The organism is Spirillospora sp. NPDC049024 (assembly GCF_040649235.1).
Lineage (GTDB): Bacteria > Actinomycetota > Actinomycetes > Streptosporangiales > Streptosporangiaceae > Spirillospora.
The window spans coordinates 148,256-175,210 of the sequence record NZ_JBEZFD010000007.1 but is presented as its reverse complement, the minus strand read 5'-3'; the positions used below and the strand labels follow the sequence as shown (position 1 = coordinate 175,210).

General features: G+C 72.9%; 26 protein-coding genes. 18 read left to right on the top strand and 8 right to left on the bottom strand.

Going from position 1 to position 26,955, the window contains the following annotated elements:
• The first annotated feature begins 25 nt into the window (after positions 1-25).
• From ftsZ to AB0C21_RS15360, 7 genes are all read left to right on the top strand, one after another.
• Positions 26-1,480, top strand: a complete 1,455-nt coding sequence (gene ftsZ, locus AB0C21_RS15390; protein ID WP_500204789.1) for a cell division protein FtsZ — start codon at positions 26-28, stop codon at positions 1,478-1,480.
• Positions 1,477-2,205 carry a peptidoglycan editing factor PgeF gene (gene pgeF, locus AB0C21_RS15385; RefSeq protein ID WP_500204788.1) on the top strand — a complete coding sequence of 243 codons (729 nt, stop codon included), beginning with the start codon at positions 1,477-1,479 and terminating at the stop codon, positions 2,203-2,205. Before ftsZ ends, pgeF begins: the two co-directional genes overlap by 4 nt.
• Positions 2,206-2,285: 80 nt before the next feature.
• Positions 2,286-2,981, top strand: a complete 696-nt coding sequence (locus tag AB0C21_RS15380) for a YggS family pyridoxal phosphate-dependent enzyme (RefSeq protein WP_500204957.1) — start codon at positions 2,286-2,288, stop codon at positions 2,979-2,981.
• A 105-nt stretch (positions 2,982-3,086) separates the two neighbouring features.
• A complete protein-coding gene (locus AB0C21_RS15375) occupies positions 3,087-3,623 on the top strand; it encodes a cell division protein SepF (RefSeq protein ID WP_149257281.1) in 537 nt (178 codons plus the stop codon).
• Positions 3,624-3,644: 21 nt separating this feature from the next.
• Positions 3,645-3,941: a YggT family protein gene (locus AB0C21_RS15370; RefSeq protein ID WP_500204786.1), complete on the top strand. Its 297-nt coding sequence runs from the start codon at positions 3,645-3,647 to the stop codon at positions 3,939-3,941.
• Positions 3,942-3,998: 57 nt separating this feature from the next.
• Complete coding sequence (locus AB0C21_RS15365; protein ID WP_500204784.1) at positions 3,999-4,919, top strand: DivIVA domain-containing protein; 921 nt, start codon at positions 3,999-4,001, stop codon at positions 4,917-4,919.
• A gap of 153 nt (positions 4,920-5,072) precedes the next feature.
• Entirely contained in the window at positions 5,073-6,512 is a 1,440-nt protein-coding gene (locus AB0C21_RS15360) for a hypothetical protein (protein WP_500204783.1), read from the top strand.
• 38 nt (positions 6,513-6,550) lie between these two features.
• On the opposite strand, the gene AB0C21_RS15355 is transcribed toward AB0C21_RS15360, so the two are convergent.
• Both AB0C21_RS15355 and ileS read right to left on the bottom strand, forming a co-directional pair.
• Complete coding sequence (locus AB0C21_RS15355; RefSeq protein ID WP_353819783.1) at positions 6,551-7,333, bottom strand: DUF1707 SHOCT-like domain-containing protein; 783 nt, start codon at positions 7,331-7,333, stop codon at positions 6,551-6,553.
• Positions 7,334-7,515: 182 nt separating this feature from the next.
• Positions 7,516-10,689, bottom strand: a complete 3,174-nt coding sequence (gene ileS, locus AB0C21_RS15350) for an isoleucine--tRNA ligase (protein ID WP_500204782.1) — start codon at positions 10,687-10,689, stop codon at positions 7,516-7,518.
• A gap of 860 nt (positions 10,690-11,549) precedes the next feature.
• Here ileS and AB0C21_RS15345 point away from each other — a divergent pair.
• The 3 genes from AB0C21_RS15345 to AB0C21_RS15335 are packed head-to-tail and all read left to right on the top strand — an operon-like array spanning position 11,550 to position 13,611.
• The gene (locus AB0C21_RS15345; protein WP_235036626.1) at positions 11,550-11,930 is read left to right on the top strand and encodes a TraR/DksA family transcriptional regulator; all 381 of its coding nucleotides are present in this window, start codon (positions 11,550-11,552) and stop codon (positions 11,928-11,930) included.
• Positions 11,903-12,679 (top strand): signal peptidase II, encoded by a 777-nt coding sequence (gene lspA / locus AB0C21_RS15340; RefSeq protein ID WP_500204780.1) that lies wholly within the window; start codon positions 11,903-11,905, stop codon positions 12,677-12,679. Before AB0C21_RS15345 ends, lspA begins: the two co-directional genes overlap by 28 nt.
• Positions 12,679-13,611: an RluA family pseudouridine synthase gene (locus tag AB0C21_RS15335; RefSeq protein WP_149257276.1), complete on the top strand. Its 933-nt coding sequence runs from the start codon at positions 12,679-12,681 to the stop codon at positions 13,609-13,611. The genes lspA and AB0C21_RS15335 overlap by 1 nt, the downstream gene beginning before the upstream one ends.
• A 38-nt stretch (positions 13,612-13,649) precedes the next feature.
• Here the strand turns inward: AB0C21_RS15335 and AB0C21_RS15330 are convergent, their stop codons facing one another.
• From AB0C21_RS15330 to AB0C21_RS15320, 3 genes are read right to left on the bottom strand one after another with little or no spacing between them, the layout of a single operon-like run.
• Positions 13,650-13,961 carry an AzlD domain-containing protein gene (locus tag AB0C21_RS15330; RefSeq protein ID WP_149257275.1) on the bottom strand — a complete coding sequence of 104 codons (312 nt, stop codon included), beginning with the start codon at positions 13,959-13,961 and terminating at the stop codon, positions 13,650-13,652.
• Entirely contained in the window at positions 13,958-14,749 is a 792-nt protein-coding gene (locus tag AB0C21_RS15325) for an AzlC family ABC transporter permease (RefSeq protein ID WP_500204778.1), read from the bottom strand. Before AB0C21_RS15325 ends, AB0C21_RS15330 begins: the two co-directional genes overlap by 4 nt.
• Positions 14,746-15,120 carry a chorismate mutase gene (locus AB0C21_RS15320; RefSeq protein ID WP_500204777.1) on the bottom strand — a complete coding sequence of 125 codons (375 nt, stop codon included), beginning with the start codon at positions 15,118-15,120 and terminating at the stop codon, positions 14,746-14,748. The genes AB0C21_RS15325 and AB0C21_RS15320 overlap by 4 nt, the downstream gene beginning before the upstream one ends.
• Positions 15,121-15,601: 481 nt before the next feature.
• On the opposite strand from AB0C21_RS15320, the gene dnaE reads away from it, so the two are divergent.
• The gene (gene dnaE / locus AB0C21_RS15315) at positions 15,602-19,132 is read left to right on the top strand and encodes a DNA polymerase III subunit alpha (protein WP_500204776.1); all 3,531 of its coding nucleotides are present in this window, start codon (positions 15,602-15,604) and stop codon (positions 19,130-19,132) included.
• A 342-nt stretch (positions 19,133-19,474) separates the two neighbouring features.
• Here the strand turns inward: dnaE and AB0C21_RS15310 are convergent, their stop codons facing one another.
• Positions 19,475-20,170, bottom strand: a complete 696-nt coding sequence (locus AB0C21_RS15310; protein ID WP_500204774.1) for a DUF6882 domain-containing protein — start codon at positions 20,168-20,170, stop codon at positions 19,475-19,477.
• 128 nt (positions 20,171-20,298) lie between these two features.
• Here AB0C21_RS15310 and AB0C21_RS15305 point away from each other — a divergent pair, with 128 nt between their 5' ends.
• Positions 20,299-20,901: a hypothetical protein gene (locus AB0C21_RS15305; RefSeq protein WP_500204772.1), complete on the top strand. Its 603-nt coding sequence runs from the start codon at positions 20,299-20,301 to the stop codon at positions 20,899-20,901.
• On the opposite strand, the gene ybaK is transcribed toward AB0C21_RS15305, so the two are convergent.
• Both ybaK and AB0C21_RS15295 read right to left on the bottom strand, forming a co-directional pair.
• A complete protein-coding gene (ybaK, locus tag AB0C21_RS15300) occupies positions 20,785-21,282 on the bottom strand; it encodes a Cys-tRNA(Pro) deacylase (protein WP_500204770.1) in 498 nt (165 codons plus the stop codon). The genes AB0C21_RS15305 and ybaK overlap by 117 nt on opposite strands.
• A 22-nt stretch (positions 21,283-21,304) precedes the next feature.
• Complete coding sequence (locus tag AB0C21_RS15295) at positions 21,305-21,967, bottom strand: LON peptidase substrate-binding domain-containing protein (RefSeq protein ID WP_149257269.1); 663 nt, start codon at positions 21,965-21,967, stop codon at positions 21,305-21,307.
• A 201-nt stretch (positions 21,968-22,168) separates the two neighbouring features.
• Here AB0C21_RS15295 and AB0C21_RS15290 point away from each other — a divergent pair, with 201 nt between their 5' ends.
• The 6 genes from AB0C21_RS15290 (at position 22,169) to hisH (ending at position 26,929) form a co-directional block, all read left to right on the top strand.
• Entirely contained in the window at positions 22,169-22,981 is an 813-nt protein-coding gene (locus tag AB0C21_RS15290) for a PhzF family phenazine biosynthesis protein (RefSeq protein ID WP_500204767.1), read from the top strand.
• Between the two features lie 80 nt (positions 22,982-23,061).
• The gene (gene hisD / locus AB0C21_RS15285; RefSeq protein ID WP_500204765.1) at positions 23,062-24,369 is read left to right on the top strand and encodes a histidinol dehydrogenase; all 1,308 of its coding nucleotides are present in this window, start codon (positions 23,062-23,064) and stop codon (positions 24,367-24,369) included.
• The gene (locus AB0C21_RS15280; RefSeq protein ID WP_500204763.1) at positions 24,366-25,517 is read left to right on the top strand and encodes a histidinol-phosphate transaminase; all 1,152 of its coding nucleotides are present in this window, start codon (positions 24,366-24,368) and stop codon (positions 25,515-25,517) included. Before hisD ends, AB0C21_RS15280 begins: the two co-directional genes overlap by 4 nt.
• Positions 25,514-26,107, top strand: a complete 594-nt coding sequence (hisB, locus tag AB0C21_RS15275) for an imidazoleglycerol-phosphate dehydratase HisB (protein WP_149257265.1) — start codon at positions 25,514-25,516, stop codon at positions 26,105-26,107. Before AB0C21_RS15280 ends, hisB begins: the two co-directional genes overlap by 4 nt.
• 2 nt (positions 26,108-26,109) lie before the next feature.
• The gene (locus tag AB0C21_RS15270) at positions 26,110-26,280 is read left to right on the top strand and encodes a CG2302 family histidine operon protein (RefSeq protein ID WP_200841663.1); all 171 of its coding nucleotides are present in this window, start codon (positions 26,110-26,112) and stop codon (positions 26,278-26,280) included.
• Positions 26,281-26,293: 13 nt separating this feature from the next.
• Positions 26,294-26,929: an imidazole glycerol phosphate synthase subunit HisH gene (gene hisH, locus AB0C21_RS15265; protein WP_500204758.1), complete on the top strand. Its 636-nt coding sequence runs from the start codon at positions 26,294-26,296 to the stop codon at positions 26,927-26,929.
• The last annotated feature ends 26 nt before the right edge of the window (positions 26,930-26,955 follow it).

The window sequence follows — 26,955 nt, the reverse complement described above, 5'->3', positions numbered from 1 at the left end:
GGAGAGAGCGGAAAGGCCCCTCGTCGTGGCAGCACCGCAGAATTACCTCGCGGTCATCAAGGTCGTCGGCATCGGCGGCGGCGGCGTCAACGCCGTCAACCGGATGATCGAAGAGGGACTCAAGGGCGTCGAGTTCATCGCGATCAACACGGACGCCCAGGCGCTGCTGATGAGTGACGCCGACGTGAAACTGGACGTGGGCCGCGAGCTCACCCGGGGCCTCGGGGCCGGAGCCAACCCCGACGTCGGCCGCAAGGCCGCCGAGGACCACCGGGAGGAGATCGAGGAGGTCCTCAAGGGCGCCGACATGGTGTTCGTCACCGCGGGAGAGGGCGGCGGCACCGGCACCGGCGGCGCGCCCGTGGTCGCCAACATCGCCCGCTCGCTCGGCGCCCTGACGATCGGCGTGGTCACCCGCCCGTTCAGCTTCGAGGGCAAGCGCCGCGCCATGCAGGCCGAGGCCGGCATCGAGACGCTGCGCGACGAGGTCGACACCCTCATCGTCATCCCGAACGACCGGCTGCTGTCGATCTCCGACCGGCAGGTCAGCGTGCTGGACGCCTTCAAGGCCGCCGACCAGGTGCTGCTGTCCGGTGTCCAGGGCATCACCGACCTGATCACCACGCCGGGCCTGATCAACCTCGACTTCGCCGACGTCAAGTCCGTGATGTCCGGCGCCGGCTCGGCGCTCATGGGCATCGGCTCGGCGCGCGGCGACGACCGCTCGGTCGCCGCCGCCGAGATGGCGATCTCCAGCCCGCTGCTGGAGGCCAGCATCGACGGCGCGCACGGCGTCCTGCTGTCCATCTCCGGCGGTTCCGACCTGGGGCTGTTCGAGATCAACGAGGCGGCGCAGCTGGTGTCCAACGCGGCCGCCCCCGACGCCAACATCATCTTCGGCGCGGTCATCGACGACGCGCTCGGCGACGAGGTCCGGGTCACGGTGATCGCGGCGGGTTTCGACGAGGGGCGCCCTAGCAAGCCGGTCCCCGAACCGGAGAGCAAGCGGCTGCCCCCGCCCCCGCGTCCCGTCCCGCCGCCCGCGTCCCCGCCGAACCCGATCCCCAGCCGGGTCGGGCGGTCCGAGCCGCCGGCGGCGCAGCCGTCCGCGCAGCAGCAGTCGGTGGCGCAGGCCGCCGCCGCGCCGCCGCCTCCCGCCCCCGCGCAGCAGCGCCCCGAGGGCGACCGGGCGCAGCAGCCCGCGCGGAGCCAGGACGACCGGCCCGCCGGACGGGGCGAGCAGTCCCGGTCCGAGGGCGCGGCGTCCGGCCAGCCGGGTCCGCCGGCCGAGCGGGACGCCGGCTCGTCCGGCGGCGAGTCCGGCGGATCGCGCGCCCCCGCACCGCGCCAGCCCGCCGAGCAGCCCTCGCCCCGCGTGCACGCCGGGGAGAACGACGGCGGCCCCGCCTCCGGGCAGCGCCGCCGTCCCGTGGTGTTCGACGAGGACGACGACCTCGACGTCCCCGACTTCCTGAAGTGATCACCCCCGTCGCCCTGGGCGACGGCGTCGGCGCCGGCTTCACCGGCCGGACCGGCGGCGTGAGCGGGCCCCCCTACGACTCCCTGAACCTCGGCGGTGCGGTCGGCGACGACCCCGCCGCCGTCCTGGACAACCGGCGCCGCGCCGCCGCGGCCCTCGGCGCCGACCCCGAGCGGATCGTCTTCATGCGGCAGGTGCACGGCGCCGAGGTCGTGTTCGCCGACTCGACCGACCTCCCGGACCCGGTCGACGCGGTCGTCACGACCGTCCCCGGCCTCGCCCTCGCCGTCCTCGTCGCCGACTGCGCGCCCGTCCTGGTGGCCGACGCCGCCGCCGGGGTCGTCGGCGCCGCCCACTCCGGCCGTCCCGGGACGGCCGCCGGGGTCGTCCCCGCACTGGTGAAGGCGATGTGCGAGCGCGGCGCCGACCCCGCCCGGATGACGGCGGCGATCGGGCCCGCCGCGTGCGGGCGCTGCTACGAGGTCCCCGAGTCGATGCGGGACGAGGTCGCCGCCACCGTCCCCGCCGCGTACGCCACCACGTCCAAGGGCACCCCCGGCCTCGACATCCGCGCCGGCGTCGCCGAGCAGCTCGCCTCCGCGGGCGTGCCCCGCGTGACCGCCGACGCCCGCTGCACGATCGAGGACCCGGGCCTCTTCTCCTACCGCCGCGAGGGGCGCACCGGCCGCTTCGCCGGATTTGTCTGGCTCAAGGAACGCACGTGACCGACCGGGACCGCACCGCCGACGGGACGAACGCCCCCGGTGGGGAGAACGGGGACGCCGCCGCCGAGCGGCGCGCCGAGATCGCCGAGGGCCTCGCCGCCGTCCGGAAGCGCATCGCCGCCGCGTGCGCCGCCGCCGGCCGGGACGAGGGCGAGATCACGCTGATCGCGGTGACCAAGACGTTCCCCGCGTCCGACGTGCGGCTGCTGGCCGGGCTGGGCGTCACCGAGGTCGGGGAGAACCGCGACCAGGAGGCCCGGCCCAAGGCCGCCGAATGCGCCGACCTCCCCCTCACCTGGCACTTCGTCGGGCGGCTCCAGACCAACAAGGCGCGCGCGGTGGCCGGCTACGCCGACGTCGTGCACTCCGTCGACCGCTCCCGGCTGGTCGGCGCCCTCGCGGACGGCGCCGCCCGCACCGGCCGCACGCTCCGCTGCCTCGTGCAGGTCTCGCTGGACGAGGCGGGGAAGCGGGGCGAGGTGGGGGAGCGGGGCGGGGCCGTACCGGGCGACGTGCCCGGCCTGGCCGACGAGATCGCCGCCGCCCCCGGCCTGGAGCTCGGCGGAGTGATGGCCGTCGCGCCCCTCGGGGCGGACCCGCTGCCGGCGTTCGCCCGGCTCGCGGAGACGGCGGAGCTGCTGAGGCGGAACCATCCGGACGCCCGGATCGTCAGTGCGGGTATGAGCGGCGATCTGGAGCAGGCGATCGCGTGCGGCGCGACACACCTGCGGATCGGTACGGCGTTGCTCGGCGGCCGACAGGCAATCGTCAGGTAATGTCCCCCCAGTGGTACCTGCCCGAACGCAGGACGCCACGACGGAACAGTCCAATGGCGGGGCCGGACGCGCCCGGCGCCGCGGCCACAGGACACGGAGGGACGTATGGCCAGCGCGATGCGCAAGATGGCGGTCTACCTCGGCCTTGTGGAGGACGACCGTTACGACGACAAGTACGGCGACTACGACGAGTACGAGGTCTACGACGAGGAGACCGACACCGGGCAGGGCCGCCGTCGCGAGGACGAATCCGGCGGTCAGCTTACCCGAGCCGAAGAGGCGGCGGACCGCGATCGCGACCATCACGCCGCGTCGACCATCGAACGACGGTCCGTGGCGCTCTACGAGTCCGGTACCACCGACCTTGCGCGTATCACTACGCTGCATCCGAGGACCTACAACGAGGCCAGGACGATCGGGGAGCACTTCCGGGAGGGCACGCCGGTGATCATGAATCTGACCGAGATGGTCGACAGCGACGCCAAGCGTCTGGTCGACTTCGCGGCAGGTCTCGTGTTCGGCCTCCATGGCAGCATCGAGCGTGTTACCAACAAGGTGTTCCTGCTGTCGCCCGTCAACGTCGAGGTGACGGCGGAGGACAAGGCCCGGATGGCAGAACGAGGGTTCTTCAACCAAAGCTGAGAGTCGCATGCGAGAGTATTCGTGAACATCGTTGGATCCGTCCTGCAGGGCATCCTGTACCTGTACCTCCTGCTCCTGATCGGCAGGCTGATCCTGGAGGTCCTGCAGTCGTTCGCTCGGCAATGGAAGCCGACCGGGGTGGTGCTGGTGATCGCTGAGGCGACCTACACGGTCACCGATCCGCCGCTGAAGCTGCTCAGGCGCTTCATCCCGCCCATCCGGCTGGGTAGCGTTGCCCTGGACCTCAGCTTCATGGTCCTCGTCCTTGTGGTCTGGGTCCTGATCGCCATCGTCGGCTCCATATTCGGCGGAGGTTAGGTCGATCGGATACCGTCCTTCGGGGACAGACTCCAAGCGCGCCAAGGAGACGAGAACATGCCGCTGACACCCGCCGATGTGCGGAACAAGCAGTTCAGTACCACCAGGCTGAGGCCGGGGTACGACGAGGAGGAGGTGGACGCCTTCCTCGACGAGGTCGAGGCAGAGCTCGACCGCCTCATCCAGGAGAACGAGGAGCTGCGGGCCAAGCTGGCCGAGTGCCTGCGCGGCAAGGTTCCCGCCATGGCCGCTCCCATCGTGGAGCCCAAGCCGGACGTCCAGAAGATCCCCGAGCCGCCCCGCCCGGAGCCGCAGCCGCAGCCCGAGCCGGAGCCCGTCCTCGGCGGTCTCGGCAGCATGTCCCCCGCCCCCTCCGGCGAGGACAACATGGACACCGCGGCCCGCGTGCTCGCGCTCGCCCAGCAGACCGCCGACCAGGCGATCGCCGACGCCCGGCGCGAGGCCGACGAGACGCTCGGCCGCGCCCGCCGCGAGGCCGAGGAGATCCTCGGCAAGGCCCGCCGGCAGGCCGACCAGATCGTCAGCGAGGCCCGCTCCCGCGCCGAGGCCCTCGACCGCGACGCGCAGGAGCGGCACCGCCAGGTCATGGGCTCGCTCGTGCAGCAGCGCGAGGAGCTCGAGCGCGAGGTCGACAACCTGCGCGCCTTCGAGCGCGAGTACCGCAGCCGCCTGAAGGTGTACCTGGAGGGCCAGCTGCGCGACCTGGAGGCGGGCAGCACCGAGACGGGCGCGTTCGCCGCCGTCCCGGGAGCGGCGCCCTCGCAGGCGCAGCAGAACCCGCAGGCGAGTCCGCAGACGGGCCCGCAGAACGCCCTGCCCCACGCCGACAACCGCAACGGCGCCCCCGCGCCGGCGCCGGGCACGTTCCCCGCGCCCGAGCACACGCAGCAGGTGCAGCACTCGGCGACGGGCGCTTTCCACTCCGGCGGCGACAACCCGCCGCACGACAGGCGCTGACACGGACGCCACAGGCGATAGTGTCGTTCCGATCGCCGCGCCGGGGATGGCGCGCCGCCATCCCCGCGGCGCCGGGCGGCCGTGCCCCGGGCCGGCCGCCGGCCCTCCCGCGCGGCCCGGAGCCCAGCGATCTGAACGAGTGGGAGTGACCCTGTGATCATCCTGAGTGGCGTTCTCGTGGTGGTGGCGATCGCCCTGCTGGTAGCGGGAATCGTCGCGGGCAACGGAGACAGCGCCCAGGTCTTCGGCCTGGACGCCCTGGTGGTGATCTACATATCGATCGCCGTCAGCATCGTCTCCGCGGTGTGCCTGTCCATCGGGGTGTTCCTGCGGCGCAAGGAGCTGTTCGGCCCGGGCGCCTCGCCGGTCCCCGCCCGCCCCAGTAAGAGGGCGCAGAAGGCCAAGAAGGACAAGCGCGACAAGCAGGACAGTCGCAAGAAGGGCGCCCCCGCGGCGCCCGCACCGGCCGGCGCCGACGGCGCTCCGGAGGCCAAGTCCCCGGCCGTCCCCGCCGACGACGAGGTCGAGATCCCCGCCCCGGCCGTCGACGTCCCCGACGACGCGCTGGTGTTCGTCGTCCGCGGCCGCAAGCGCTACCACCTCGACACCTGCCGGCAGCTCGCCGGCCGGGAGACCGAGGAGCTCACCTACGCCGAGGCCAGGGAAGAGGGCTTCAGCCCCTGCACCGCCTGCCTGCCCGACACCGCACTGGCGGCGCGCGCCGCGGCGTCGGCACCCACGGCTCCCGTGGGCAAGGCGGCCGGGACCGGACCCGCGACCCGCGAGCCCGGCGCGGCGGAACGACCCGAGGGCGGCCTCGCCGGCCTCGCCAAACCCGCCCCCACCTCGTTCGACAAGCCCTCCTCCTTCGACAAGCCGGGGGCGTTCGACGAACCCTCCTCGTTCGACGAGCCCGGTGCCTTCGACGAGCCCGGTGCCTTCGACGAGCCCGGTGCCTTCGACGAGCCCGGTGCTTTCGACGAGCCCGGTGCCTTCGACAAGCCCAGTGCCTTCGACAAGCCGGGCGCGTTCGACAAGACGGCCGAGATCCCGCGCGCGGGCGAGCCCGCCGAGGGGCCCGAGGGCGAGAGCGCCGACACCGAGCGCGAGGAGAGGGACGCCCCGAAGCGGGCCACGGCGGGTCCCACCCTCACCGACATGCCCGTCGCGGGCCTGTTCGGGTCCCGCGACACCGCCGCGGAGGCGCCCACGGCCGCGGAGAAGGCCGAACCCGCCGGCGCCGGAGCCGACGACCGGCACGCCCCCGAACGGGACGCTGAGAGCGAATCGGCGGCGCCGGACGTCACCGCCGACATCGGCGCCGCGCCGTTCGGCGGCTCCGACACCGAGGACGCGCCCGCGCCGGAGCCCGAGCCGTCCGCCACCGCCGGGCCGGACGATGCCGGCGACGACGGCCCCCAGGTCCGCATCCTGAGCGGCACCAAGCGCTACCACCGCGTCGACTGCGCCCTCATCGAGGACATCGGTGACGAGGCCGACGACCTGGAGTCCCTGTCGCGCGCGGAGGCCAAGGCCCGGGGCTGCACGCCCTGCCTGGTCTGCCAGCCCGACCGCGAGCACGCCCGCGACTGACGCCGGCACGCTTCCCGGGCGGCCGGAGCCGCCCGGGTTCAGCGGCCGCGGTGCCGTTCGTCGCGCAGCTCCCGGAGGCGGTCGCGCCGCGCGTCCCGCATCTCCTCGCGCCGCTCGCGGTGCAGCCGCCGCATCTCGTCGTGGTGCTCGCGGTGCAGTTCGCGATGGTGCCGGTGCCGGTCGCGGCCGCGCTTCTCGCCCGCGGCGCGGCGCTCCACCGAGACGCCGCCGAACAGCAGCATCCCGGTCAGCCGTATGACGGGCGCGTCCGGGTCGACGGTGTCGTCCTCCGGCAGGTCGGTGCCCCCGAAGACCGCGAAGTTGGAGCCGACGACCCGCACGCCCGGCGGCACGACGACGTTCACGCCGCCGAACACGCACGTCACGTTGAGGGTCACCTCGCCCTTGCTGAGGACCGCCTGGCGGAAGTCCAGCTCCGCGCCGCCGAAGACGCAGGTGACGGTGGTGGTGGGCTCGACCAGCCAGCGGCCCTTGCGCTCGACCCCGCTGAACACCGCCACGAGGTGCGGCGACTGCGGCGGGGGCGGCGCGGGCGCCTGCTCCTTGCGCAGGTCGACCCGGGGGCCCGGCGCGTGCTGCGCGGGCAGGTCGCTGAGCACGGGCTCCAGTTCGGCGTACGTCTTGGCCTTGTAGACGACGTCGATGCGCTCGGCGTGCTCCTCCGGCGTGATGCGCCCCTCGGCCAGAGCCTCGCGCAGGCGGTCGGCGACCTCGTCGCGATCGGCGTCGGACGCGCGCATGCTCGCGGGGGAGGGCCGCGCCGGCGGCTCGGACCCGGACGGCTGCTCGGGAAGATTCACGACACCATCATCGCAAACGCGATGTGTCGCGATGAACCCCATCGCGAAACTTCTCCGCCCCCGCGAAAGTTCTCCAAACCCGCGAAGCTCCTCCGGCGTGGGGGCCGGGTGGGGAGGTCTCTGCCGCGGCCGGCCCGGGTGGGCGCGGCCGCGGCAGGGGACTCACGTCCTGCGCGGGTGCTTCAGGCCTTGCGCAGGTAGTACGTGAGGCCGAGTTCCTCGTCGCGGGTGGCGGTCAGGCCCTCGGGGCGGCCCTCGGTCACCGTGGCCGCGAGGACCTCGGCGGCGACCTCGTCGCCGTGGCCGCGCAGGGCCTCGGCGAGGTCGGTGCCGGTGGCCTCCCACCACAGGTCGATGCGGTCGGTGACCTCCAGGCCCGCGGCCTTGCGGCCCTCCTGGACGAGCCGGACGGCCTCCCGGACCAGGCCCGCGCGGCGCAGTTCGGGCGTGACCGTGAGGTCGAGCGCGACCGTCTCGCCGGAGGCGCTCTCGACGGCCCAGCCGCTGCGCGGGCGCTCGGTGACGATCACGTCGTCCGGGCCGAGCGGCACCGCGCCGAGACCCTCGGCCGCCACCTCGGCGGACCCCGCCCGCAGCGCCTGGACGAGGCCGGCCGGGTCGGCGGAGGTGATCGCCTTGGCCACCTTCGGGGTGTCCTTGGCGTACCGCTTGCCGAGCTCCCGGAAGTTGGGCTTGACCTCGTACTCGACCAGGTCGCCGCCGATCGAGGACAGCTCCTCGAAGCCCAGCACGTTCAGCTCCTCGGAGATCTGCGCGCGGAGCTGCTCGGGCAGCGCGGACCAGCCGGGGGCGCCGACGAGGGCGCGGCCGAGGGGCTGGCGGGTCCGCACGCCGCTCGCGGCCCGCGCGGAGCGGCCGAGCTCGACCAGCCGGCGGACGAGCGCCATCCGCTCGGTCAGCTCCTCGTCGAGGAGGCCCTCGTCCACGGTCGGCCAGTCGGTGAGGTGCACCGACTCCGGCGCGTCCTCGGGGCGGATGACGTCCCAGACGTGGTCGGTGATGAACGGGACGATCGGCGCCATCAGCCGGGTGAGGGTCTCCAGGCACTCGTAGAGCGTCGCGAACGCGGACGAGCCCTCGGGCGTCTCCGGGCCCTCCCAGAAGCGCCGCCGGGAGCGCCGCACGTACCAGTTGGAAAGGTCGTCCACGAACTGCGAGAGCCGCCGTCCCGCGCGGGCGGTGTCGAACTCCTCAAGCGCGGCGTCGACCTCGCGGACGGTGCGGTGCAGCTCGGCGAGCGCCCAGCGGTCGAGGAGCGGCCGGTCGGCCGGGGCCGGGGCCTCGGACAGCCGGTCGGGCGTCCAAGCGCGCCCCTGCGCCTGCGCCGCGTTCGCGTACAGGACGAAGAAGGACGCGGTGTTCCAGTAGGTCAGCAGGACCTTGCGGACGATCTCCTCGAGGGCGCCGTGCCCGACGCGGCGGGACGCCCACGGCAGTCCGCTCGCGGCCATGAACCAGCGCACCGCGTCGGCGCCGTGCTGATCCATCAGCGGGATGGGCCGCAGCACGTTGCCGAGGTGCTTGCTCATCTTGCGGCCGTCCTCGGCGAGGATCAGGCCGAGGCACACGACGTTCTCGTAGGACGAGCGGTCGAACACCAGCGTCCCGACGGCCATGAGCGAGTAGAACCATCCGCGGGTCTGGTCCTGGGCCTCGCAGATGTACTGGGCCGGGTAGGCGTCCTCGAAGACCTCGTTGTTGCGGTAGGGCGCGCCCCACTGCGCGAACGGCATCGACCCGGAGTCGTACCAGGCGTCGATGACGTCGGGTACGCGGCGCGCCTCCGCCCCGCACTGGGTGCACGGGAACACGACGTCGTCCACGTACGGGCGGTGCGGGTCGAGCGCGGAGAGGTCCTCGCCCGCCAGGTCGCCCAGCTCCTTGAGCGACCCGACGCAGGTGACGTGCTGCTCGTCCTCGCCGCAGACCCACAGGGGCAGGGGCGTGCCCCAGTAGCGGCTGCGGGACAGCGACCAGTCGACGTTGTTGCGCAGCCACTCCCCGTACCGGCCGTGCTTGACGGTCTCGGGGTACCAGTTGGTCTTCTCGTTCTCCTCCAGCAGCCGGTCCTTGATCTGCGTGGTGCGGATGTACCAGGCGGGGAGCGCGTAGTAGAGCAGCGGCGTGTGGCAGCGCCAGCAGTGCGGGTAGCTGTGGTCGAAGTGCCCGCCGCGGTACAGCAGCCCGCGCGCGCGCAGGTCGTCGGTCAGCGGCTCGTCGGCGTCCTTGAAGAACTTGTTGCCGACCAGGGGCACCTCGCGCAGGAACCTCCCGTCCGGCCCGATCGGGTTGACGATCGGCATGCCGTAGCGCTTGCAGACCGTCATGTCGTCGCCGCCGAACGCCGGCGCCTGGTGGACGAGGCCGGTGCCGTCCTCCACGGTGACGTAGTCGCCCAGGACGACGTAGTGCGCGTCGGGGATGTCGACGAGGTCGAACGGCCGCCGGTAGGTGGTCCGCTCCAGCTCGGTGCCCTGGTACGTGGCGAGCCGCTCGGCGCCCTCGCCGAGGACCTGGTCGACGAGGGGCTCGGCGACGACGAGCACTTCGTCGGAGCCCTCCGGCCGGGCCGCCACGTACGTGACGTCCGGGTGGACGGCCACGGCGGTGTTCGACACCAGCGTCCAGGGGGTCGTCGTCCAGATGAGCAGCGCGGCGCCCATCTCGGCCAGCGGACCGGACGTGACGGGCATCCGCACGTACACCGAGGGGCTGGAGACGGTCTCGTACCCGCCCGGCTGGCCCAGCTCGTGGTCGGACAGGCCGGTCCCGCAGCGGGGGCAGTACGGCGTGATGCGGAAGTCGCGGAACAGCAGGCCCTTGTCGAACACCTGCTTCAGGGACCACCAGACGGCCTCGACGTACTCGGGGTCCATTGTGCGGTAGGCCTGGTCGGTGTTGACCCAGTACCCCATCCGCTCGGTCATCTCCTCGAAGGCGTCCACGTGGCGCAGGACCGATTCGCGGCAGCGCGCGTTGAACTCCGCGACGCCGTACTCCTCGATGTCCTTCTTGCCGGTGAGGCCGAGCTCCTTCTCCACGGCGACCTCGACCGGCAGGCCGTGGCAGTCCCAGCCGGCCTTGCGCGGGACGTGGTGGCCCTTCATGGTCTTGAAGCGCGGGAAGACGTCCTTGAAGACGCGGGCCTCCACGTGGTGGACGCCCGGCATGCCGTTGGCGGTCGGGGGCCCCTCGTAGAACACCCACGGGGTCCCGGACGCGGTGCGCTCCAGCGACCGCTCGAAGACCTTGTTCTCCTGCCAGCGGCGCAGCATGTCCCGCTCCAGGGCGGGCAGATCGACCTGCGCGGGCAGCGGCCGAAAAGCTCGGCTCACGATGGCGGACCTCCGGATCGACGCGAACACGTTGACCGGAGGGACGAGGCGGCTGCCCCGCGGTACCACCCTCCTTGACCGCACCCGACGGCGCGGCCCGCTTCGTTCCAGTCTCGGCGGCCGGGTCTACTGGGCCCCTCGGCGGGGCGGTTCTTCCGGCGGCTCCGGGGTGATCAGACCGCCGGGCCCGCCCCCGGGCTCGCACCGCCCCCGGGTCGCTCATGGCTGCTTTCGGCGGCAGGTGTCCCCATCAATGCCTGCCTTGCGACTGCTGGTGCCGACTTTAACGCACGCCGGACTCCGCCTCTTCCCCTTTTCCGTCCCGGGGGGACACGGTTCCTTTGCGATCTCGTACGCCGCCCGGGAGTTTCCATGCGTTCGGCGACCGGGCATAAGCGGTCGGTAACACGGCCCAGGTTGTTTACCGTGCCCGAGAGAGGGGACCAATGCTGCCCGCACTGCCCGTCGAGGCGACCAGCGCGAGGGAGGCCGACATGGCCGGCGCGAGGAGGGGCGGGACGCCCGCCGCAAGCACGAGCCCGGGCACGGCGCGGCCGTCCCAGAGCATGCCGGTCCCGGAGGCGAGCACGGCGGGAACGAGCACCCCGGGGCCGAGCGCACCGGGGACGAGTACGGGGGAAAAGGGGACGACGAGAAAAGGCGCGTCGGGAAAGGGCGCCGCCAAGCCGGCCGCATCCAAGGCCCCCGCGAAAGGGCCTGCCGTGAAGCCGGGGAAGCCGGCGGCCGGGCGCGGACCCGCGAAGGCGGGTAAGGGCGGCGCGACGGGCAAGGGCGGGGCGGGGAAGGCCGACGGGCCGGCGCCGGACGAGCGGGAGCCGGCGCGGACGGCGGCCGCGGAGCTGCCGGTCCGCGAGGGCGAGCACCAGTGGACGCCGGGCGAGCTGGCCGAGGTGCGGGCCGGCCTGGAGGAGCAGATCGAGGCGCTGCGCAGCGAGATCGCCGCGTCCGCGAGCCAGATCGCCGAGGGCGACACCAACGACGGGGCGGGCGACGACCAGGCCGACGCGGGAGCCAAGACCTACGAGCGCGAACATGAGCTCGCGCTGGCCTACAATTCACAGGACCTGCTCGCCCAGATCGAGCGGGCCGTCCAGCGGATGGACGCCGGCACGTACGGGATCTGCGAGTCGTGCACCAGGCCGATCGGCAAGGCGCGCCTCCAGGCCTTCCCGCGTGCGACCCTGTGTGTGACATGCAAACAACGCGAGGAACGTCGCTGAGCGACTCAACGAACCCAGAGCGGCGGGCCGGGGAGACCACGGGATCTCCTCGGCCGCGCCGCGTCGGCGTGCTGGTCGCCGTGGCCCTGGCCGCGCTCGCCGCCGACATCGTGTCCAAGACCATCGTGGTGGCGACGCTTCAGGACCGCGCGCCGGTCCGGCTGCTCGGCGGGCTGCTGACGCTGCGCGAGACCCGCAACAGCGGCGCCGCGTTCTCGATCGGCACCGGCTACACCATCGTGTTCACGCTGATCGCCTGCGGGGTGGTGGTGGCGATCCTGCGGACCGCCCGCAACCTGCGCAGCGTGCCGTGGGCGATCTGCCTCGGGCTGCTGCTCGGCGGCGCGATCGGCAACCTCATCGACCGGCTGCTGCGGGCCCCGGCGCCGCTGAAGGGCCACGTCGTCGACTGGATCCAGCTGCCGCACTGGCCGGTGTTCAACCTGGCCGACTCGGCGATCGTCTGCGGCGGCGTGCTGGCCGTCCTGCTGGCGGCCCGCGGCCTCCAGGTCGACGGCACGCGCCTCAAGGACGAGACCCCGGGAACGGGCGAGACCTCCGGCAAGGACGAGACCCCCGGCACGGTCGAGACCACGGACGCGCGGGAGGCCTCCGACTCGTCGGAGGCTCCCTCCGGTGAGAGCGCCACCGGCAAGAGCGAGGCCCGAAGGGACGAGTCCGCCCGGGAGGCCGTCGACCCCGCGCCTGACGGCGGGGCCGAGGTTCCGGCGCCGGAGGAGAAGTCCTGATGGGCGACGTACGAAGCCTCCACGTGCCGGACGGCCTGGAGGGCGAGCGGGTCGACGCCGCGCTGGCGCGGCTGTTCGGGCTGTCGCGCGGCAGCGCCGCCGACATGATCGCCTCCGGTGACGTCGTGCTGGACGGCGCGCCCGTGGCCACCAAGTCCGAGCGCCTGCACGCCGGCGCCTGGCTGGAGGTCACGCTGCCGCCGCCGCCCGCCGCGCCCGCCCCGGTCGCCGAACCCGTCCCCGGGATGGGCATCCTGTTCGAGGACGACGACATCGTCGTGGTGAACAAGCCGGTCGGCGTCGCCGCCCACCCCACCACCGGCTGGACGGGCCCGACCGTCCTCGGCGGGCTGCTCGGGGCCGGGCACACGATCGCGACCAGCGGCGCGTCCGAGCGCCAGGGGATCGTGCACCGGCTCGACGCCAACACCACCGGCGCGATGGTCGTGGCGAAGAGCGAGATCGCCTACTCGCGGCTCAAGCGCGCCTTCAAGGAGCGCCGCATCGACAAGCGCTACCAGGCGCTCGTGCAGGGCCATCCCGACCCGTTCCGCGGGACGGTCGACGCCCCCATCGACCGGCACCCCTCCGGCGACGGCCGGTTCGCGGTCGTCGCGGGCGGCAAGCCGTCCGTCACCCACTACGACACCGTCGAGGCGTTCCGGGCGGCGACGCTGCTCGACATCGACCTGGAGACGGGCCGCACGCACCAGATCCGCGTCCACATGGCCGCGATCCGGCACCCGTGCGTGGGCGACATGGCCTACGGCGCCGACCCGACCCTGGCGGACCGCCTCGGCATGAGGCGGCAGTGGCTGCACGCCGTCCGGCTCGGTTTCGAGCACCCGACCAAGGGCGAGTGGGTGGAGTTCGAGAGCCCCTACCCGGACGACCTGGCCCACGCCCTGGAGATCGTCGCGGCGGAGTCCTGACCCGAGGCCGCGCGGCGGCGCCAGGGCCGGGGGCGGGGTCAGAGGCCGAGCAGGCGCAGCCCCGCCGCGACACCGGCCGCGGCGACCAGCACCACCAGGAACGGCGCGCGCAGCAGGAGCGCTGCCACGGCCGCGCCCAGACCCGCCAGCCGTGCGGCGTCGAACTCCAGGGAACGGCCGTCCGCCACCGCCTGGACGGCGATCAGCGCGGTCAGCAGCGCCACCGGGACCAGGTCGGCGAACCGGCGCACCCGCGGATCGTCCAGCAGCCGGCGCGGGGTGACGAGCCCGCCGAGCTTCAGCGCGTAGCAGCCGAGCCCGGTGGCGATCACCGCGATCCACACGCTCACGGCGCCGCCCTCCGGCCGAGCAGGGCGGGCAGCGCCGCGACGGCGGCCAGCATGACCGGCACGCCGGGCGGCAGCACCGGCGTCGCCGCCACCGCGATCACCGCCGCCGCGACGGCGACGCGGACCGCGGCCCGCCCGCTCGTGAGCCGCGGCCAGAGCAGTGCCAGGAACGCCGCCGGGCCGAGGACGTCGAGGCCCACGGCACCGGGGTCGCCGAGCCGCGCCGCGCCCGCCGCGCCCAGCAGCGTGGTGAGGTTCCACGCGAGGTAGAGGCTGATCGCGGTCGTGTAGAACCCGGCGCGGGCCGCGTCCCGGCCGCGCTGCGCGGTCGCCACGGCGGCCGTCTCGTCGATGACGACGTGCGCGGTCACGAGCCTGCGCAGCCCGCGCACGCCGAGCGTCGACGCGAGCCGCATCCCGTACAGGGCGTTGCGCCCGCCGAGCAGGACGGCGCCGAGCGTCCCGGCGACCAGGCCGCCGCCCCCGCCGACCACCCCGGCCAGCGCGAACTGGGACGCCCCCGTGAACGCCAGCAGGCTCAGCGCGCACGCCTGCGCGACCGTGAGCCCCGCCGTGACCGCCGCCGCGCCGAACGCCAGCCCGGAGACCCCCACGGCGATCCCGACGCTGAGCCCGTCGCGGACCGCCGCCGCCCGCGCGCCCTCGTCCGGCGCGTTCTCGTCCGGTGCGCTCTCGTCCCGGGCGTCCTCGGCCGGGACGCCGAGGGCGGGTGCGCTCTCCTCCGGCACGTCCTCCCCGGCCGCCCGTGCGGAGCCGGGTGCGCTCATCGGCCGGCCTCGGCCGCGTCCAGGCCCGCCTCGATGATCGCGTTCACGATGGGGGCGAGCCGCTCCGCGCCGAGGGACGGGGCGCGCGCCGCCATGGCCTCCACGATCCGGCGCTCGCGCTCGGGGTCGCGCCCCGCGAAGCCCCCGACCGGCTTGAGGCGCTGGACGACGGCGGCGATCGCGGTGCGGTGCTCCAGCAGCGTCGCGAGGGCGGCGTCGAGGCCGTCGATCGCCTCGCGGGCCTCGGCGAGCGTGGTGACGGCGGCGGGGCAGGGCAGCGCGACGCGCAGCTCGCCGGACGGTCCGCGGACCGTCCCCCGGGCCGGGCGGGCCGCGTCCGTGCCCGCGGCGTCGATCACCTGGTCGTGCATTTCGGGTCCCCTCTCGTGCGGCGGCCAGTCCGGGCGAGAGGAGAGCACGCCCCGGGCCGCGCCTGATCAGCGGAAAAGGCAGATTCAGAAGAAAAGGCGGTTACAGCAGAAAAGGCAGAGTCCGCAGGGGACTCTGCCTCGGCCGGCTCCGGGGTCGTCGCTCAGGTCGCGGCGGCGACCGGCTCACCCGGAGCCGGCCGCGTAAACCTGGATCGGCGACGTTCCACGGAAGGATCGTATGCGGAGCCGCCCCGAGGGGCCAAACTCCGGACATCCCGTCCCGGCTTTCGAGACGACCGGAAGGGGCCGCCGGGGATTGGGCGCGTCGGGGCGCGAGTGACGCGGGATGCGGGTTAGGCTCTCAGAGCCGCGTCGTTCCGGCGCTCCGCCGGCCGACGTCTTCCCCCGGTACCGATGCCGCGACCACGTGCGGGCCCCGCACGTGGGCGGTCGCATGCGACGAGCAGGAGGCGCAGCACGCATGGCCGACTCTTTCGTTCACCTGCACGTTCACACCGAGTACTCCATGCTCGACGGAGCCGCCCGGTTGAAGCAGATGTTCGAGGAGGTCGGCCGGCAGCAGATGCCGGCGATCGCGATGACCGACCACGGCAACATGCACGGCGCCTACGACTTCCACAAGCAGGCGACGGCGGCCGGCGTCACCCCGATCATCGGCATCGAGGCCTACATGGCGCCGGAGTCCCGGTTCCACAAGAAGAAGGTCCAGTGGGGCGAGCCGAGCCAGAAGCGCGACGACGTCTCCGGCGGCGGCCTGATCAACCACATGACGCTGTGGGCGCGCAACAGGGCCGGCCTGCACAACCTCTTCAAGCTCTCCAGCCGCGCCTACACCGAGGGCTTCGTCTTCAAGTACGCCCGCATGGACGAGGAGCTGCTCGCCGAGCACTCCGAGGGCCTGATGGCCACCACGGGATGCCCGTCCGGCAAGATCCAGACCCGGCTGCGGCTCGGCCAGTTCGACGAGGCGCTGAAGGCGGCCGCGAACTTCCAGGACATCCTCGGCAAGGAGAACTACTTCCTCGAGCTGATGGACCACGGCCTCGACATCGAGCGCCGCGTCCGGCAGGGCCTCATCGACATCGGCAAGAAGCTGAACATCCCGCCGGTCGTCACCAACGACTCCCACTACACCCACGAGTCCGAGGCGACCGCCCACGACGCGCTGCTGTGCGTCCAGGTGGGCAAGCAGCTCGCCGACCCCGACCGGTTCCGGTTCGACGGCAGCGGCTACTACCTCAAGACCGCCGACGAGATGCGCGCCATCGACTCCTCCGACATCTGGGCCGAGGGCTGCAGGAACACGCTGCTGATCGCCGAGCGCGTCGACCCCGCCGGGATGTTCGAGTACCGCGACCTCAGCCCCCGCTTCCCCGTCCCGGAGGGCGAGACCGAGGAGAGCTGGTTCCGCAAGGAGGTCTGGAAGGGCCTGGAGCGCCGCTTCCCGGACGGCCTCCCGGAGGGCTACAAGGAGCAGGCCGAGTACGAGATGGGCGTCATCCTCGGCAAGGGGTACCCGTCCTACTTCCTCGTCGTCGCCGACTTCATCATGTGGGCCAAGGAGAACGGCATCCTGGTCGGGCCGGGGCGAGGCAGCGCCGCGGGCTCGCTGATCGCCTACGCGATGGGCATCACCGACCTCGACCCGATCCCGCACGGGCTGATCTTCGAGCGGTTCCTGAACCCCGAGCGCGCGTCCATGCCCGACATCGACATCGACTTCCCTGAAGACCGGCGGGCCGAGGTCATCAAGTACACGACCGAGAAGTGGGGCGCCGACAAGGTCTCGTTCATCGCCACCTTCGGCACCATCAAGGCGAAGGCCGCCATCAAGGACGCGGGCCGCGTCCTCGGCTTCCCGTACGCGCTCGGCGACCGGATCTCCAAGGCGTTCCCGCCCGCCGTCATGGGCAAGGACATCCCGCTGTCGGGCATCTTCGACGAGAAGCACCCGCGCTACGGCGAGGCGGGCGAGCTGCGCAAGCTGTACGAGGAAGAGACCGACGTCAAGCAGATCATGGACCTGGCGCAGGGCCTGGAGGGCCTGATCCGCCAGACCGGCGTGCACGCCGCCGGGGTCATCATGTCCGGCGAGACGATCACCGACCACATCCCGATCATGCGCCGGGACGCGGACGGGGCGATCATCACGCAGTTCGACTACCCGACCTGCGAGTCGCTCGGCCTGCTGAAGATGGACTTCCTGGGCCTGCGCAACCTGACGATCATCGACGACGCGCTCCAGGGCATCAAGAAGAACAAGGGCATCGACGTCGACCTGCTCGCCCTCCCGCTCGACGACCAGAAGACCTACGACCTGCTCGCCCGCGGCGACACCCTCGGCGTCTTCCAGTTCGACGGCGGCCCCATGCGCTCCCTGCTCCGCCTGATGAAGCCGGACAACTTCGAGGACATCTCCGCCGTCGGCGCCCTGTACCGGCCGGGTCCGATGGGCGCGAACTCCCACACCAACTACGCGCTCCGCAAGAACGGCCAGCAGGAGATCACTCCGATCCACCCGGAGCTGGAGGAGCCGCTCAGGGAGATCCTCGACACCACCTACGGCCTGATCGTCTACCAGGAGCAGGTCATGGCGATCGCGCAGAAGGTGGCGGGCTACACGCTCGGCAAGGCGGACCTGCTGCGCCGTGTCATGGGCAAGAAGAAGAAGGCCGAGCTGGACGCCCAGTTCGTCGGGTTCGAGCAGGGCATGATCGACAACGGCTTCTCCAAGGAGGCCGTGAAGACCCTGTGGGACATCCTCGTCCCGTTCTCCGACTACGCCTTCAACAAGGCGCACTCCGCCGCGTACGGCCTCGTCTCCTACTGGACGGCCTACCTCAAGGCGAACTACCCCGCCGAGTACATGGCGGGCGTGCTCACCTCCGTCGGCGACGACAAGGACAAGAGCGCCCTGTACCTGTCGGAGTGCCGCCGGATGGGCCTGAAGGTGCTGCCGCCCGACGTCAACACCTCCGAGGCCGACTTCACCCCGCTCGGCGACACCGAGATCCGGTTCGGGCTGTCGGCCGTCCGCAACGTCGGCACGAACGTCGTGGACGGGATCGTCGCGGCCCGCCGGGAGAAGGGCGCCTACACCGACTTCAACGACTTCCTCAGCAAGGTGCCGTCGCAGGTGTGCAACAAGCGGGTCGTGGAGTCGCTGATCAAGGCGGGCGCGTTCGACGAGCTCGGCCACCAGCGCAAGGCGCTGCTGATGGTGCACGAGCAGGCGATCGACTCGGTCATCGACATCAAGCGCAAGGAGGCCGTCGGCCAGGACTCCCTCTTCGGCGCCCTGGAGGACGAGAGCGGCGAGGACGCGTTCGCCGTCGCGATCCCCGAGGGCGAGGAGTGGGACAAGACGACCCTGCTCGCCTTCGAGCGGGAGATGCTCGGCCTGTACGTGTCGGACCACCCGCTCCTCGGCGTCGAGCACATCCTCGAACGCGAGGCCGACTGCACGATCGCCGTCCTGAACGGCGGCGAGCGCCCCGACGGCCAGGTGGTCGTGGTGGCGGGCCTGCTCTCCGGCCTCCAGCGCAAGGTCACCAAGCAGGGGAACTCCTGGGCCATGTTCCAGCTGGAGGACCTCGGCGGCTCCATCGAGGTGATGTGCTTCCCCTCGTCCTACCAGCTGTGCTCGACCCTCCTCGCCGAGGACGCCATCCTCGTCGTCAAGGGCCGCCTGGACCGCCGCGAGGACGTCGCGAAGATCATCGCGATGGAGGTCACCCAGCCCGACCTCAGTGTCACCGACGCGACCGGCCCGTTCTCGGTGACGATGCCGCTCGGCCGCTGCACGCCGCCCACGGTCTCGCGCCTCAAGGAGGTGCTGATCACCCATCCCGGCACCGCCGAGGTGCACCTGCACGTCCAGAACGGCCCGCGCACCACGGTTGTCCGCCTAGACGACAAACTCCGCGTAGCCCCATCCCCCGCACTGATGGGCGACCTGAAACAACTCCTCGGCCCTTCTTGCTTGGGCTGAGGGGGCTGTGTCTATCGCAGTGCCCTTCTCCTTCGGGCCCTGAGGGCCCTCCATCGTCGAACACTGCGGCGATCGCTGGCATCGCTCCGTCTCGCTACGTCCGGGAGCACCCGCAGCCCCGGGCGAGACCGGTTCCTGCCGAGGGGGACGCACAGGCCGCAACCGACGTGCTCGACCGCCTCAACCGGCACATCAGCCGGCGGAGACCTCAAGAGTCGCGATCGCGTCCGAAGGCAGTTTCGCGCGAAGCAAGAAACTGATCGCGCAGCGAGCCGCAAGGCGAGCCGGAGCGATGCAGCGATCGCCCGCGGTTTCTTAGGTTCGGGCCCCCAGGGCCCGAACCTAAGAAACCGCAATAAGCTCAGCTTTCCAGTCTACGAAGCGGCCTAGGCCGTCGAAGTGGGCGCGGGCGGTGCCGCCGCCGGGGAGTGCGACCTCGGTGAGGACGTCGGTCTGGCGGTAGGGGACGCGGTGGTGCGACAGGAGGCCGGCCAGGGTGAGGCGGGGCTCGTGGGGGAACAGGCTCGTGGCGTTGGCGACCAGGCGGGGGAGTGGGACGGGGTCCCACTGGGCGGGCGGGGCCTGGGGGTCGTCCACGTGCAGGTAGGCGGAGCCTCCGTCGTAGCCCGCGCCGATGTACCCGGCGCCGCCGAGGACGCCGCCCGCGGCCATGGCGATCAGTTCCCCGCCGTGCCCGGCCGGGCCCTCGTACCAGGACAGGTCGATCTCGGGGGTGGTGAACTCGGTGATGCCGAGCCGCTCGCCGATGGTCCGGATGCCCAGGGTCGGGGCGACCGCGGGGTGCGCGTCGCCGAACTGGGGGTTGGCCCAGCCCCACAGCCAGGTGCGCTCGCGGGCGGCGTAGCTGCCGAGCAGCGAGACGCGGACCGTGACGCCGCCGCTGGTGTAGGTGCGGGCCGTCAGGTCGGCGCTCCAGTCCTCGCGCGGCAGGAACTCGGCGAGCGTCTCCTGCTGCTGCAGGACGACGGCCGCCAGCGCGGCGCCGAGGCGTTCGAACGCAGGGCTGAATCCGGACATGTCGGGCACATTATCCCAGTAATCGGGGCTGTCGTGGGCGGGAATCGGACACCCTTCGAGAGTCGATCGGCTGACCTGGGCAGGCTAGGCTTTCGCTGTCGGACGACTTGCAACTAGGAGCGTACGAGGTGCGGCGACCCACCGGGAGGCTCTTGGCGATCTGGGCGGTCACCAGCGCCGTCGTCACGCTGCTGGGCCCGCTCGCGGGCCTGCTCTGGGCGGCGGTCGTCCCCAAGGTGACGTATGTGGTCGTGCAGGGTGAGGCTCTCCTCGCCCAGCCGGAGGACCAGGGCCCGATCACCGTCGACGCCCGCTTCGCGCTGATCGCCGCCGTCGCCGGGATCGCCTGCGGCGCGGTCGCCTACCTGGCGGGCGGGCGCGACAACGACTCCGCGCTGCTGCTCGGGCTGGCCGTGGGCGGCGCCGCCGCGGCCGTGCTCGCCTGGAAGACCGGGAACATGGTCGGCCTCGGGCACTTCGAGGACGTTGTCCGGCACGGGCGCGACGGCACCACCGTCACCGGCGTCGCCGACCTGCGCGCCAAGGGCCTGCTGGTGTCCTGGGCGCTGCCGGCGGTCGCCGCCTACGGGCTGCTGGAGCTGGTCGTGCGGCGGCTACCCGCGGGCGATCCCGGCGACGCGGGCGCCGGTGAGGCGGACGAGGTCGGCGGGGGCGAGCTCGATCTGGAGTCCGCGCCGGCCGGCCGAGACGTAGACGGTCGCGAGCGCTGACACCGACGCGTCGACCACGGTCGGCAGCCGCCTGCGCTGCCCCAGCGGGCTGATCCCGCCGACGACGTACCCGGTGGCGCGCTCGGCGTCGCGCGGGTCGGCCATGCGCGCCTTCTTGCCGCCGGCGGCCGCGGCGAGCGCCTTCAGGTCGAGGGTCGACGAGACCGGGACGACGCCGACGGTGAGGTTCCCGTCGACCTCGGCCAGCAGCGTCTTGAAGAGCCGGTCGTGGGAGACGCCGAGGGCGTCGGCGGCGGCCTCCCCGTAGGACTCGGCGTTCGGGTCCACCTCGTAGGTGTGCAGGGTGAAGTCGACGCGGGCCTTCGTCGCGGCGACGGTCGCCGGGGTGCCCTTGGCGCCCTTGGCCTTGGCGGTGCTCATGGGGGCAGTCTGCCGTGGCCGCTCAGTTCGGTGTGAACGACCCGTCAAGGAACTGCCCGGCGGGGATCATCGGGAGCACGTCCAGGATGCGGTTCTCCCTGGCCAGCAGGTCGCGCTCCGCCTCCAGCCGCACCGCCGCGTCCTCGCACTCCAGCAGGCGCTGCTTCTCGTGCCCGTCCAGGACGAGCGACGCGGCGATCGCGTACGACAGCGCGACGGGGTCGTCCGGCGGCTCGACCTCCTCCAGCGGGCCCGCGCCGGCCGCGCTCAGGCGGTGCCGGTAGCGCCGGAACAGCCGCCGGACCCGGGCCGCGGCGGGCCCGGGGTCGGCGCCGGGCTCCTCGGGCAGGAACTCGACCTCGCCCCGCAGGTAGGGCCGGGACCGGTCCAGCTCCTTCACCCGGAACCGCCGCGCGCCGACGGCGACGATGTCGTACCGCCCGTCCGGGTGCGGCGTCACCTCGCGGAGCTCGGCGACGCAGCCGACCTCGGCGAGGCGGTGCGCCGCCCCCTCGCCGACCTCGTGGCCGAGCTCGATGGCGATGACGCCGAAGCCGCGGGGCTCGGGCTGTTCGAGGAGGTCGCCGACCAGCCGGCGGTAGCGGTCCTCGAACAGGTGCAGGGGGAGCACCAGGCCGGGGAACAGCACGGTGCCGAGGGGGAACAGGGCGAGCCGCTCGGTCACATCTTCTCTCCGCGCTCCTGGGCGCCACCGGGAAACGCCCTCGCCGCAAGGGTACGTCGATATTGATGATCTTGGTAAGGGATGTTTTTTCAGAGTGTGAAGCCCGATTCGCCGGGTCCTCGCGGCACGCGTCCCGGGCGGGCCACTTCCGGTGGATTGGCACTGTCGCCGCCGGCCGGGCGCCTTGTAGCGTCCGATCCCATGAGGATCTTGGTCGTGGACGCCTTCGCCACCAGCCCTTTCTCCGGCAACCCCGCCGGGGTCTGCCTGCTCGAGGAGCCGGCCCCGCCGGAGTGGATGCAGCGGGTCGCGGCGGAGATGAGGCACTCAGAGACCGCGTTCCTCCGCCCCCTCCAGGACGGGGACGCCGACTTCGAGCTGCGGTGGTTCACGCCGAAGGTCGAGGTCGCGCTGTGCGGGCACGCCACGCTGGCGAGCGCCCACGCCCTCTACGAGGCGGGCGCGGTCGCCCCCGACCACCCGATCCGGTTCCAGACCGTCAGGAGCGGGGTCCTGACCGTCACCAGGGACTCCGAGGGCGAGCTGTCCATGGACTTCCCGGCCCAGCCCGCCGAGCCCGCCGAGCCCCCGGAAGAGCTCGCCGCGGCGCTCGGCGCCAGGATCATCGGAGCCGGGCGGAACGCGCAGAACGACTGGCTTGTGGAGGTGGACGGCGAGTCCGTCGTCCTTGGCCTCACCCCCGACATCGCGGCGCTCGGGAAGATCGACGCGCGGGGGGTGATCGTGACGGCCGAGGGCGCCCCGGGCGGGCGGCACGACTTCGTGTCCCGCTTCTTCGGCGCGCGGACGCTGGAGGGCGACGGGGAGGACCCGGTGACCGGCTCGGCGCACTGCGCTCTCGCGCCGTTCTGGGCCGCCCGGCTGGGCCGGGACGAGCTGCTCGGCTACCAGGCGTCCGCGCGCGGCGGGTATGTCCGGGTCGCCCTGCGCGGGGATCGCGTGATCCTCTCCGGAACGGCCGTGACCGTTCTGGACGGGACCCTCCGGATCTGACCCTGTGGGGCGGCGACGCGCCGCGTCTCGCGACGTGAGACGGTGCGCGAGGGACCGAGGGCACTCCGTAGACTGGGCGGGTGATTTCCCGTATCGACCTGCGCGGCTCGCTTCCCGGCGACCTGCGCTCCGTGCTGCCCCGCGCCGAACTCGACGTCGAGGCCGCCCTGGACAAGGTGCGGCCCATCTGCGAGGACGTGCGCCATCGCGGCTCGGCGGCGGTACGGGAGTACACCGGCAAGTTCGACGGGGTCGAACTGGAGCGCGTCCGGGTCCCGGTGGAGGCCGTGCACCGGGCGCTCGCCGGCCTCGACCCGGCCGTCCGCGACGCGCTGGAGGAGAGCATCCGCCGCGCCCGGGCCGTGCACCGGGCCCAGCGCCGCACCGACGTCACCACGCAGGTCGTCCCCGGCGGCACCGTCACCGAGCGGTGGATCCCGGTCGGGCGCGTCGGCCTGTACGTGCCGGGCGGCCGCGCCGTCTACCCGTCCAGCGTGGTCATGAACGTCGTGCCCGCGCAGGAGGCGGGCGTCGGCTCCCTCGCCGTTACCTCGCCCGCGCAGAAGGAGTTCGGCGGGCTGCCGCACCCGTCGATCCTCGCCGCGTGCGCGCTGCTCGGCGTCGACGAGGTGTACGCGGCGGGCGGCGCGCAGGCGATCGCGATGTTCGCCTACGGCACCGAGGAGTGCCCCCGCGCCGACCTGGTCACCGGGCCCGGCAACGTCTACGTCGCCGCCGCCAAGCGGCTGCTCAAGGGCGTGATCGGCATCGACGCCGAGGCCGGCCCGACGGAGATCGCGGTCCTCGCCGACGGCACCGCCGACCCGGTGGAGGTCGCCGCCGACCTGATCAGCCAGGCCGAGCACGACACGCTCGCCGCCGCCGTCCTGGTCACCGACTCGGTGCGGCTCGCCGACGAGGTCGAGGCCGAGCTGAAGGCGCAGGTCGCGCGGACCAGGCACATCGAGCGGATCACCGAGGCGCTGGCCGGGCGGCAGTCCGGCATCGTCCTCGTCGACGGCGTCGACGAGGGCCTGCGGGTCGTGGACGCCTATGCCGCCGAGCACCTGGAGATCCACACCGCCGACGCCGCCGCGGTCGCCGCCCGCGTCCGCAACGCCGGGGCGATCTTCGTGGGACGGCACGCGCCGGTGTCGCTCGGCGACTACCTCGCCGGGTCCAACCACGTCCTGCCGACCGGCGGGTGCGCCTGCCACTCCTCCGGCCTGTCGGTCCAGTCCTTCCTGCGCGGCGTCCACGTCGTCGAGTACGACCGCGAGGCCCTCGCGGGCGCCACGGCGCGCGTCGTCGCGCTCGCCGAGGCCGAGGACCTGCCCGCCCACGGCGCCGCGCTCAAGGCCCGCTTCGACTGGGAGATCCCTTCGTGACCTCGCTCAACGACCTGCCGCTGCGGGACGACCTGCGCGGCCGGGAGCCCTATGGCGCGCCGCAGCTGGCCGTCCCGTACGCGCTGAACACCAACGAGAACCCCTACCCGCCGTCCGAGCGCCTCGTGAAGGCCCTCGGCGAGGCCGTCATGGACGTCGCGGGGTCGCTGAACCGCTACCCCGACCGCGACGCGGTCGCGCTCCGCGAGGACCTCGCGGCCTTCCTGAACACCGACACGCCCGGCGCCGGCCTCACCGCCGACCGGGTCTGGGCGGCGAACGGCTCCAACGAGATCATCCAGCAGATCCTGCAGGCGTTCGGCGGGGCGGGCCGCACCGCGCTCGGCTTCGAGCCGTCCTACTCGATGCACCCGATCATCACCGAGGTCTCGGGGACCCGCTGGGTGAACGCCGTCCGCGACGAGGACTTCGGCCTCGAACCCGGGCGCGCCGTCGCGGCCGTCGAGGAGCACCGGCCCGACATCGTGTTCCTGACCTCGCCCAACAACCCGACCGGCACGGCGCTGCCCCTCGACGCGATCGAGGCCGTCCTCGCGGCCGCGCCGGGCATGGTCGTGGTCGACGAGGCGTACGCCGAGTTCCGCCGGGCGGGCACCCCGTCCGCGCTGACGCTGCTGGACGGCCACCCGCGCCTGATCGTCACCCGGACGATGTCCAAGGCGTTCGCGATGGCCGGGACCCGGCTCGGCTACCTGGCCGCCGAGCCCGCCGTGATCGACGCGCTGCTGCTCGTCCGGCTGCCCTACCACCTGTCGGCCGTCACCCAGGCCGTCGCGCGCACCGCCCTCGCCCACGGCGAGGAGCTGCTCGGCGGCGTCGAGGCCCTGCGCCGCGAGCGCGACGACCTCGTCGCGTGGCTGCGCACCGAGGGGCTCCGGGTCGCCGACTCCGACGCCAACTTCGTCCTGTTCGGGACGTTCCCGGACCGCCGCCGCGTCTGGGAGGGCCTGCTCGACCACGGCGTGCTCATCCGGGAGGTGGGGCCGCCCGAGTGGCTGCGGGTCAGCGTCGGCACCCCCGAGGAGATGGCCGCCTTCCGCGCCGCGCTCCGGCAGGTGCGGGGAGCGGGCACCGAGAGCCGCGCCCAAGAGGACGGCGGCGCCGAGAACCGTGAGGAGAGTCTGTGACGCGCAAGGGACGAGTCGAGCGCGGGACCAAGGAGACCCAGGTCCTCGTCGAGATCGACCTCGACGGCACCGGGCAGGTCGACGTCGCGACCGGTGTGGGGTTCTTCGACCACATGCTGGCGCAGCTCGGCAAGCACGGGTCGTTCGACCTGACCGTCAAGACCGCCGGCGACCTGCACATCGACAGCCACCACACCATCGAGGACACCGCGATCGCGCTCGGCGCGGCGTTCCGCGAGGCGCTCGGCGACAAGGCCGGCATCCGCCGCTTCGCCGACGCCTCCATCCCGCTCGACGAGGCCCTCGCCCAGGTGACCGTGGACGTCTCCGGACGCCCCTACCTCGTGCACGTGGAACCGGACGGCATGGCGCCGATGATCGGCCCCGAGTACGACACCACGATGACCCGGCACATCCTCGAGTCGTTCGTGTCGAACGCGCAGGTCGCCCTGCACGTCCACGTCCCCTACGGGCGCAACGCCCACCACATCGTCGAGGCCCAGTTCAAGGCGCTCGCCCGCGCGCTCCGCGACGCCGTGGCGTTCGACCCGAAGGTGCACGGCATCCCCTCGACCAAGGGGGCGCTGTAACCGTGGAGATCGGCGACCTGCACCTCACCTACGGCACCGTGGCGATCTTCGCGATCGCGGTGTTCCTGCTGGCGGGCGTGTACAGCTTCGTGAAGCAGGGCCTCAAGATCGCCGCGCTGCTGCTGCTGGTGCTGGCCGGGCTGGCGTTCGCCGGGGGAGTGATGTGGTCGTGAGGGTGGTCCTGCCGTGAAGAAGATCGTCATCCTGGACTACGGCTCGGGCAACCTGCGCTCGGCCGAGCGCGCCGTCGCCCGCGCCGGCGCGGACGTGACCGTCACCGCCGACCGGGACGCCGCGCTCGCCGCCGACGGCCTGGTGGTCCCGGGCGTCGGCGCGTTCGCCGCCTGCATGGCCGGGCTGCGCTCGGTGCACGGCGACCAGATCATCGGCCGCCGCCTCGCGGGCGGGCTCCCCGTCCTCGGCATCTGCGTCGGCATGCAGATCCTGTTCTCCAAGGGCATCGAGCACGGCGTCACCACCGAGGGCTGCGACGAGTGGCCCGGCACGGTCGACCGCCTGAACGCCCCGGTCGTCCCGCACATGGGCTGGAACACCGTCGACGCCCCCGAAGGCTCCGCGCTCTTCGAGGGCCTGAGCGGCGAGCGCTTCTACTTCGTCCACTCCTACGCCGCCCGCAGCTGGGACCTGGAGTCCGACCCGACCGGCACCATCCCGGCGCCCCTGGTCACCTGGGCCGAGCACGGAGACCGCTTCGTCGCCGCAGTGGAGAACGGCCCGCTGTGCGCCACCCAGTTCCACCCGGAGAAGTCCGGCGACGCCGGCGCCCACCTGCTGCGCAACTGGCTCGCCACCCTGGACTGAGCACCCGCCCACCTGAGCACCCCGTC

Excerpts from the sequence above, each read along its gene's own strand:
- AB0C21_RS15290 (WP_500204767.1), top strand. The coding sequence starts at position 22,169 with ATGAGGATCTTGGTCGTGGACGCCTTCGCCACCAGCCCTTTCTCCGGC.
- AB0C21_RS15325 (WP_500204778.1), bottom strand. The coding sequence starts at position 14,749 with ATGAGCGCACCCGGCTCCGCACGGGCGGCCGGGGAGGACGTGCCGGAG.
- dnaE (WP_500204776.1), top strand. The coding sequence starts at position 15,602 with ATGGCCGACTCTTTCGTTCACCTGCACGTTCACACCGAGTACTCCATG.
- AB0C21_RS15375 (WP_149257281.1), top strand. The coding sequence starts at position 3,087 with ATGGCCAGCGCGATGCGCAAGATGGCGGTCTACCTCGGCCTTGTGGAG.
- AB0C21_RS15310 (WP_500204774.1), bottom strand. The coding sequence starts at position 20,170 with ATGTCCGGATTCAGCCCTGCGTTCGAACGCCTCGGCGCCGCGCTGGCG.
- AB0C21_RS15365 (WP_500204784.1), top strand. The coding sequence starts at position 3,999 with ATGCCGCTGACACCCGCCGATGTGCGGAACAAGCAGTTCAGTACCACC.
- AB0C21_RS15335 (WP_149257276.1), top strand. The coding sequence starts at position 12,679 with ATGGGCGACGTACGAAGCCTCCACGTGCCGGACGGCCTGGAGGGCGAG.
- ybaK (WP_500204770.1), bottom strand. The coding sequence starts at position 21,282 with ATGAGCACCGCCAAGGCCAAGGGCGCCAAGGGCACCCCGGCGACCGTC.
- AB0C21_RS15320 (WP_500204777.1), bottom strand. The coding sequence starts at position 15,120 with ATGCACGACCAGGTGATCGACGCCGCGGGCACGGACGCGGCCCGCCCG.
- lspA (WP_500204780.1), top strand. The coding sequence starts at position 11,903 with ATGCAAACAACGCGAGGAACGTCGCTGAGCGACTCAACGAACCCAGAG.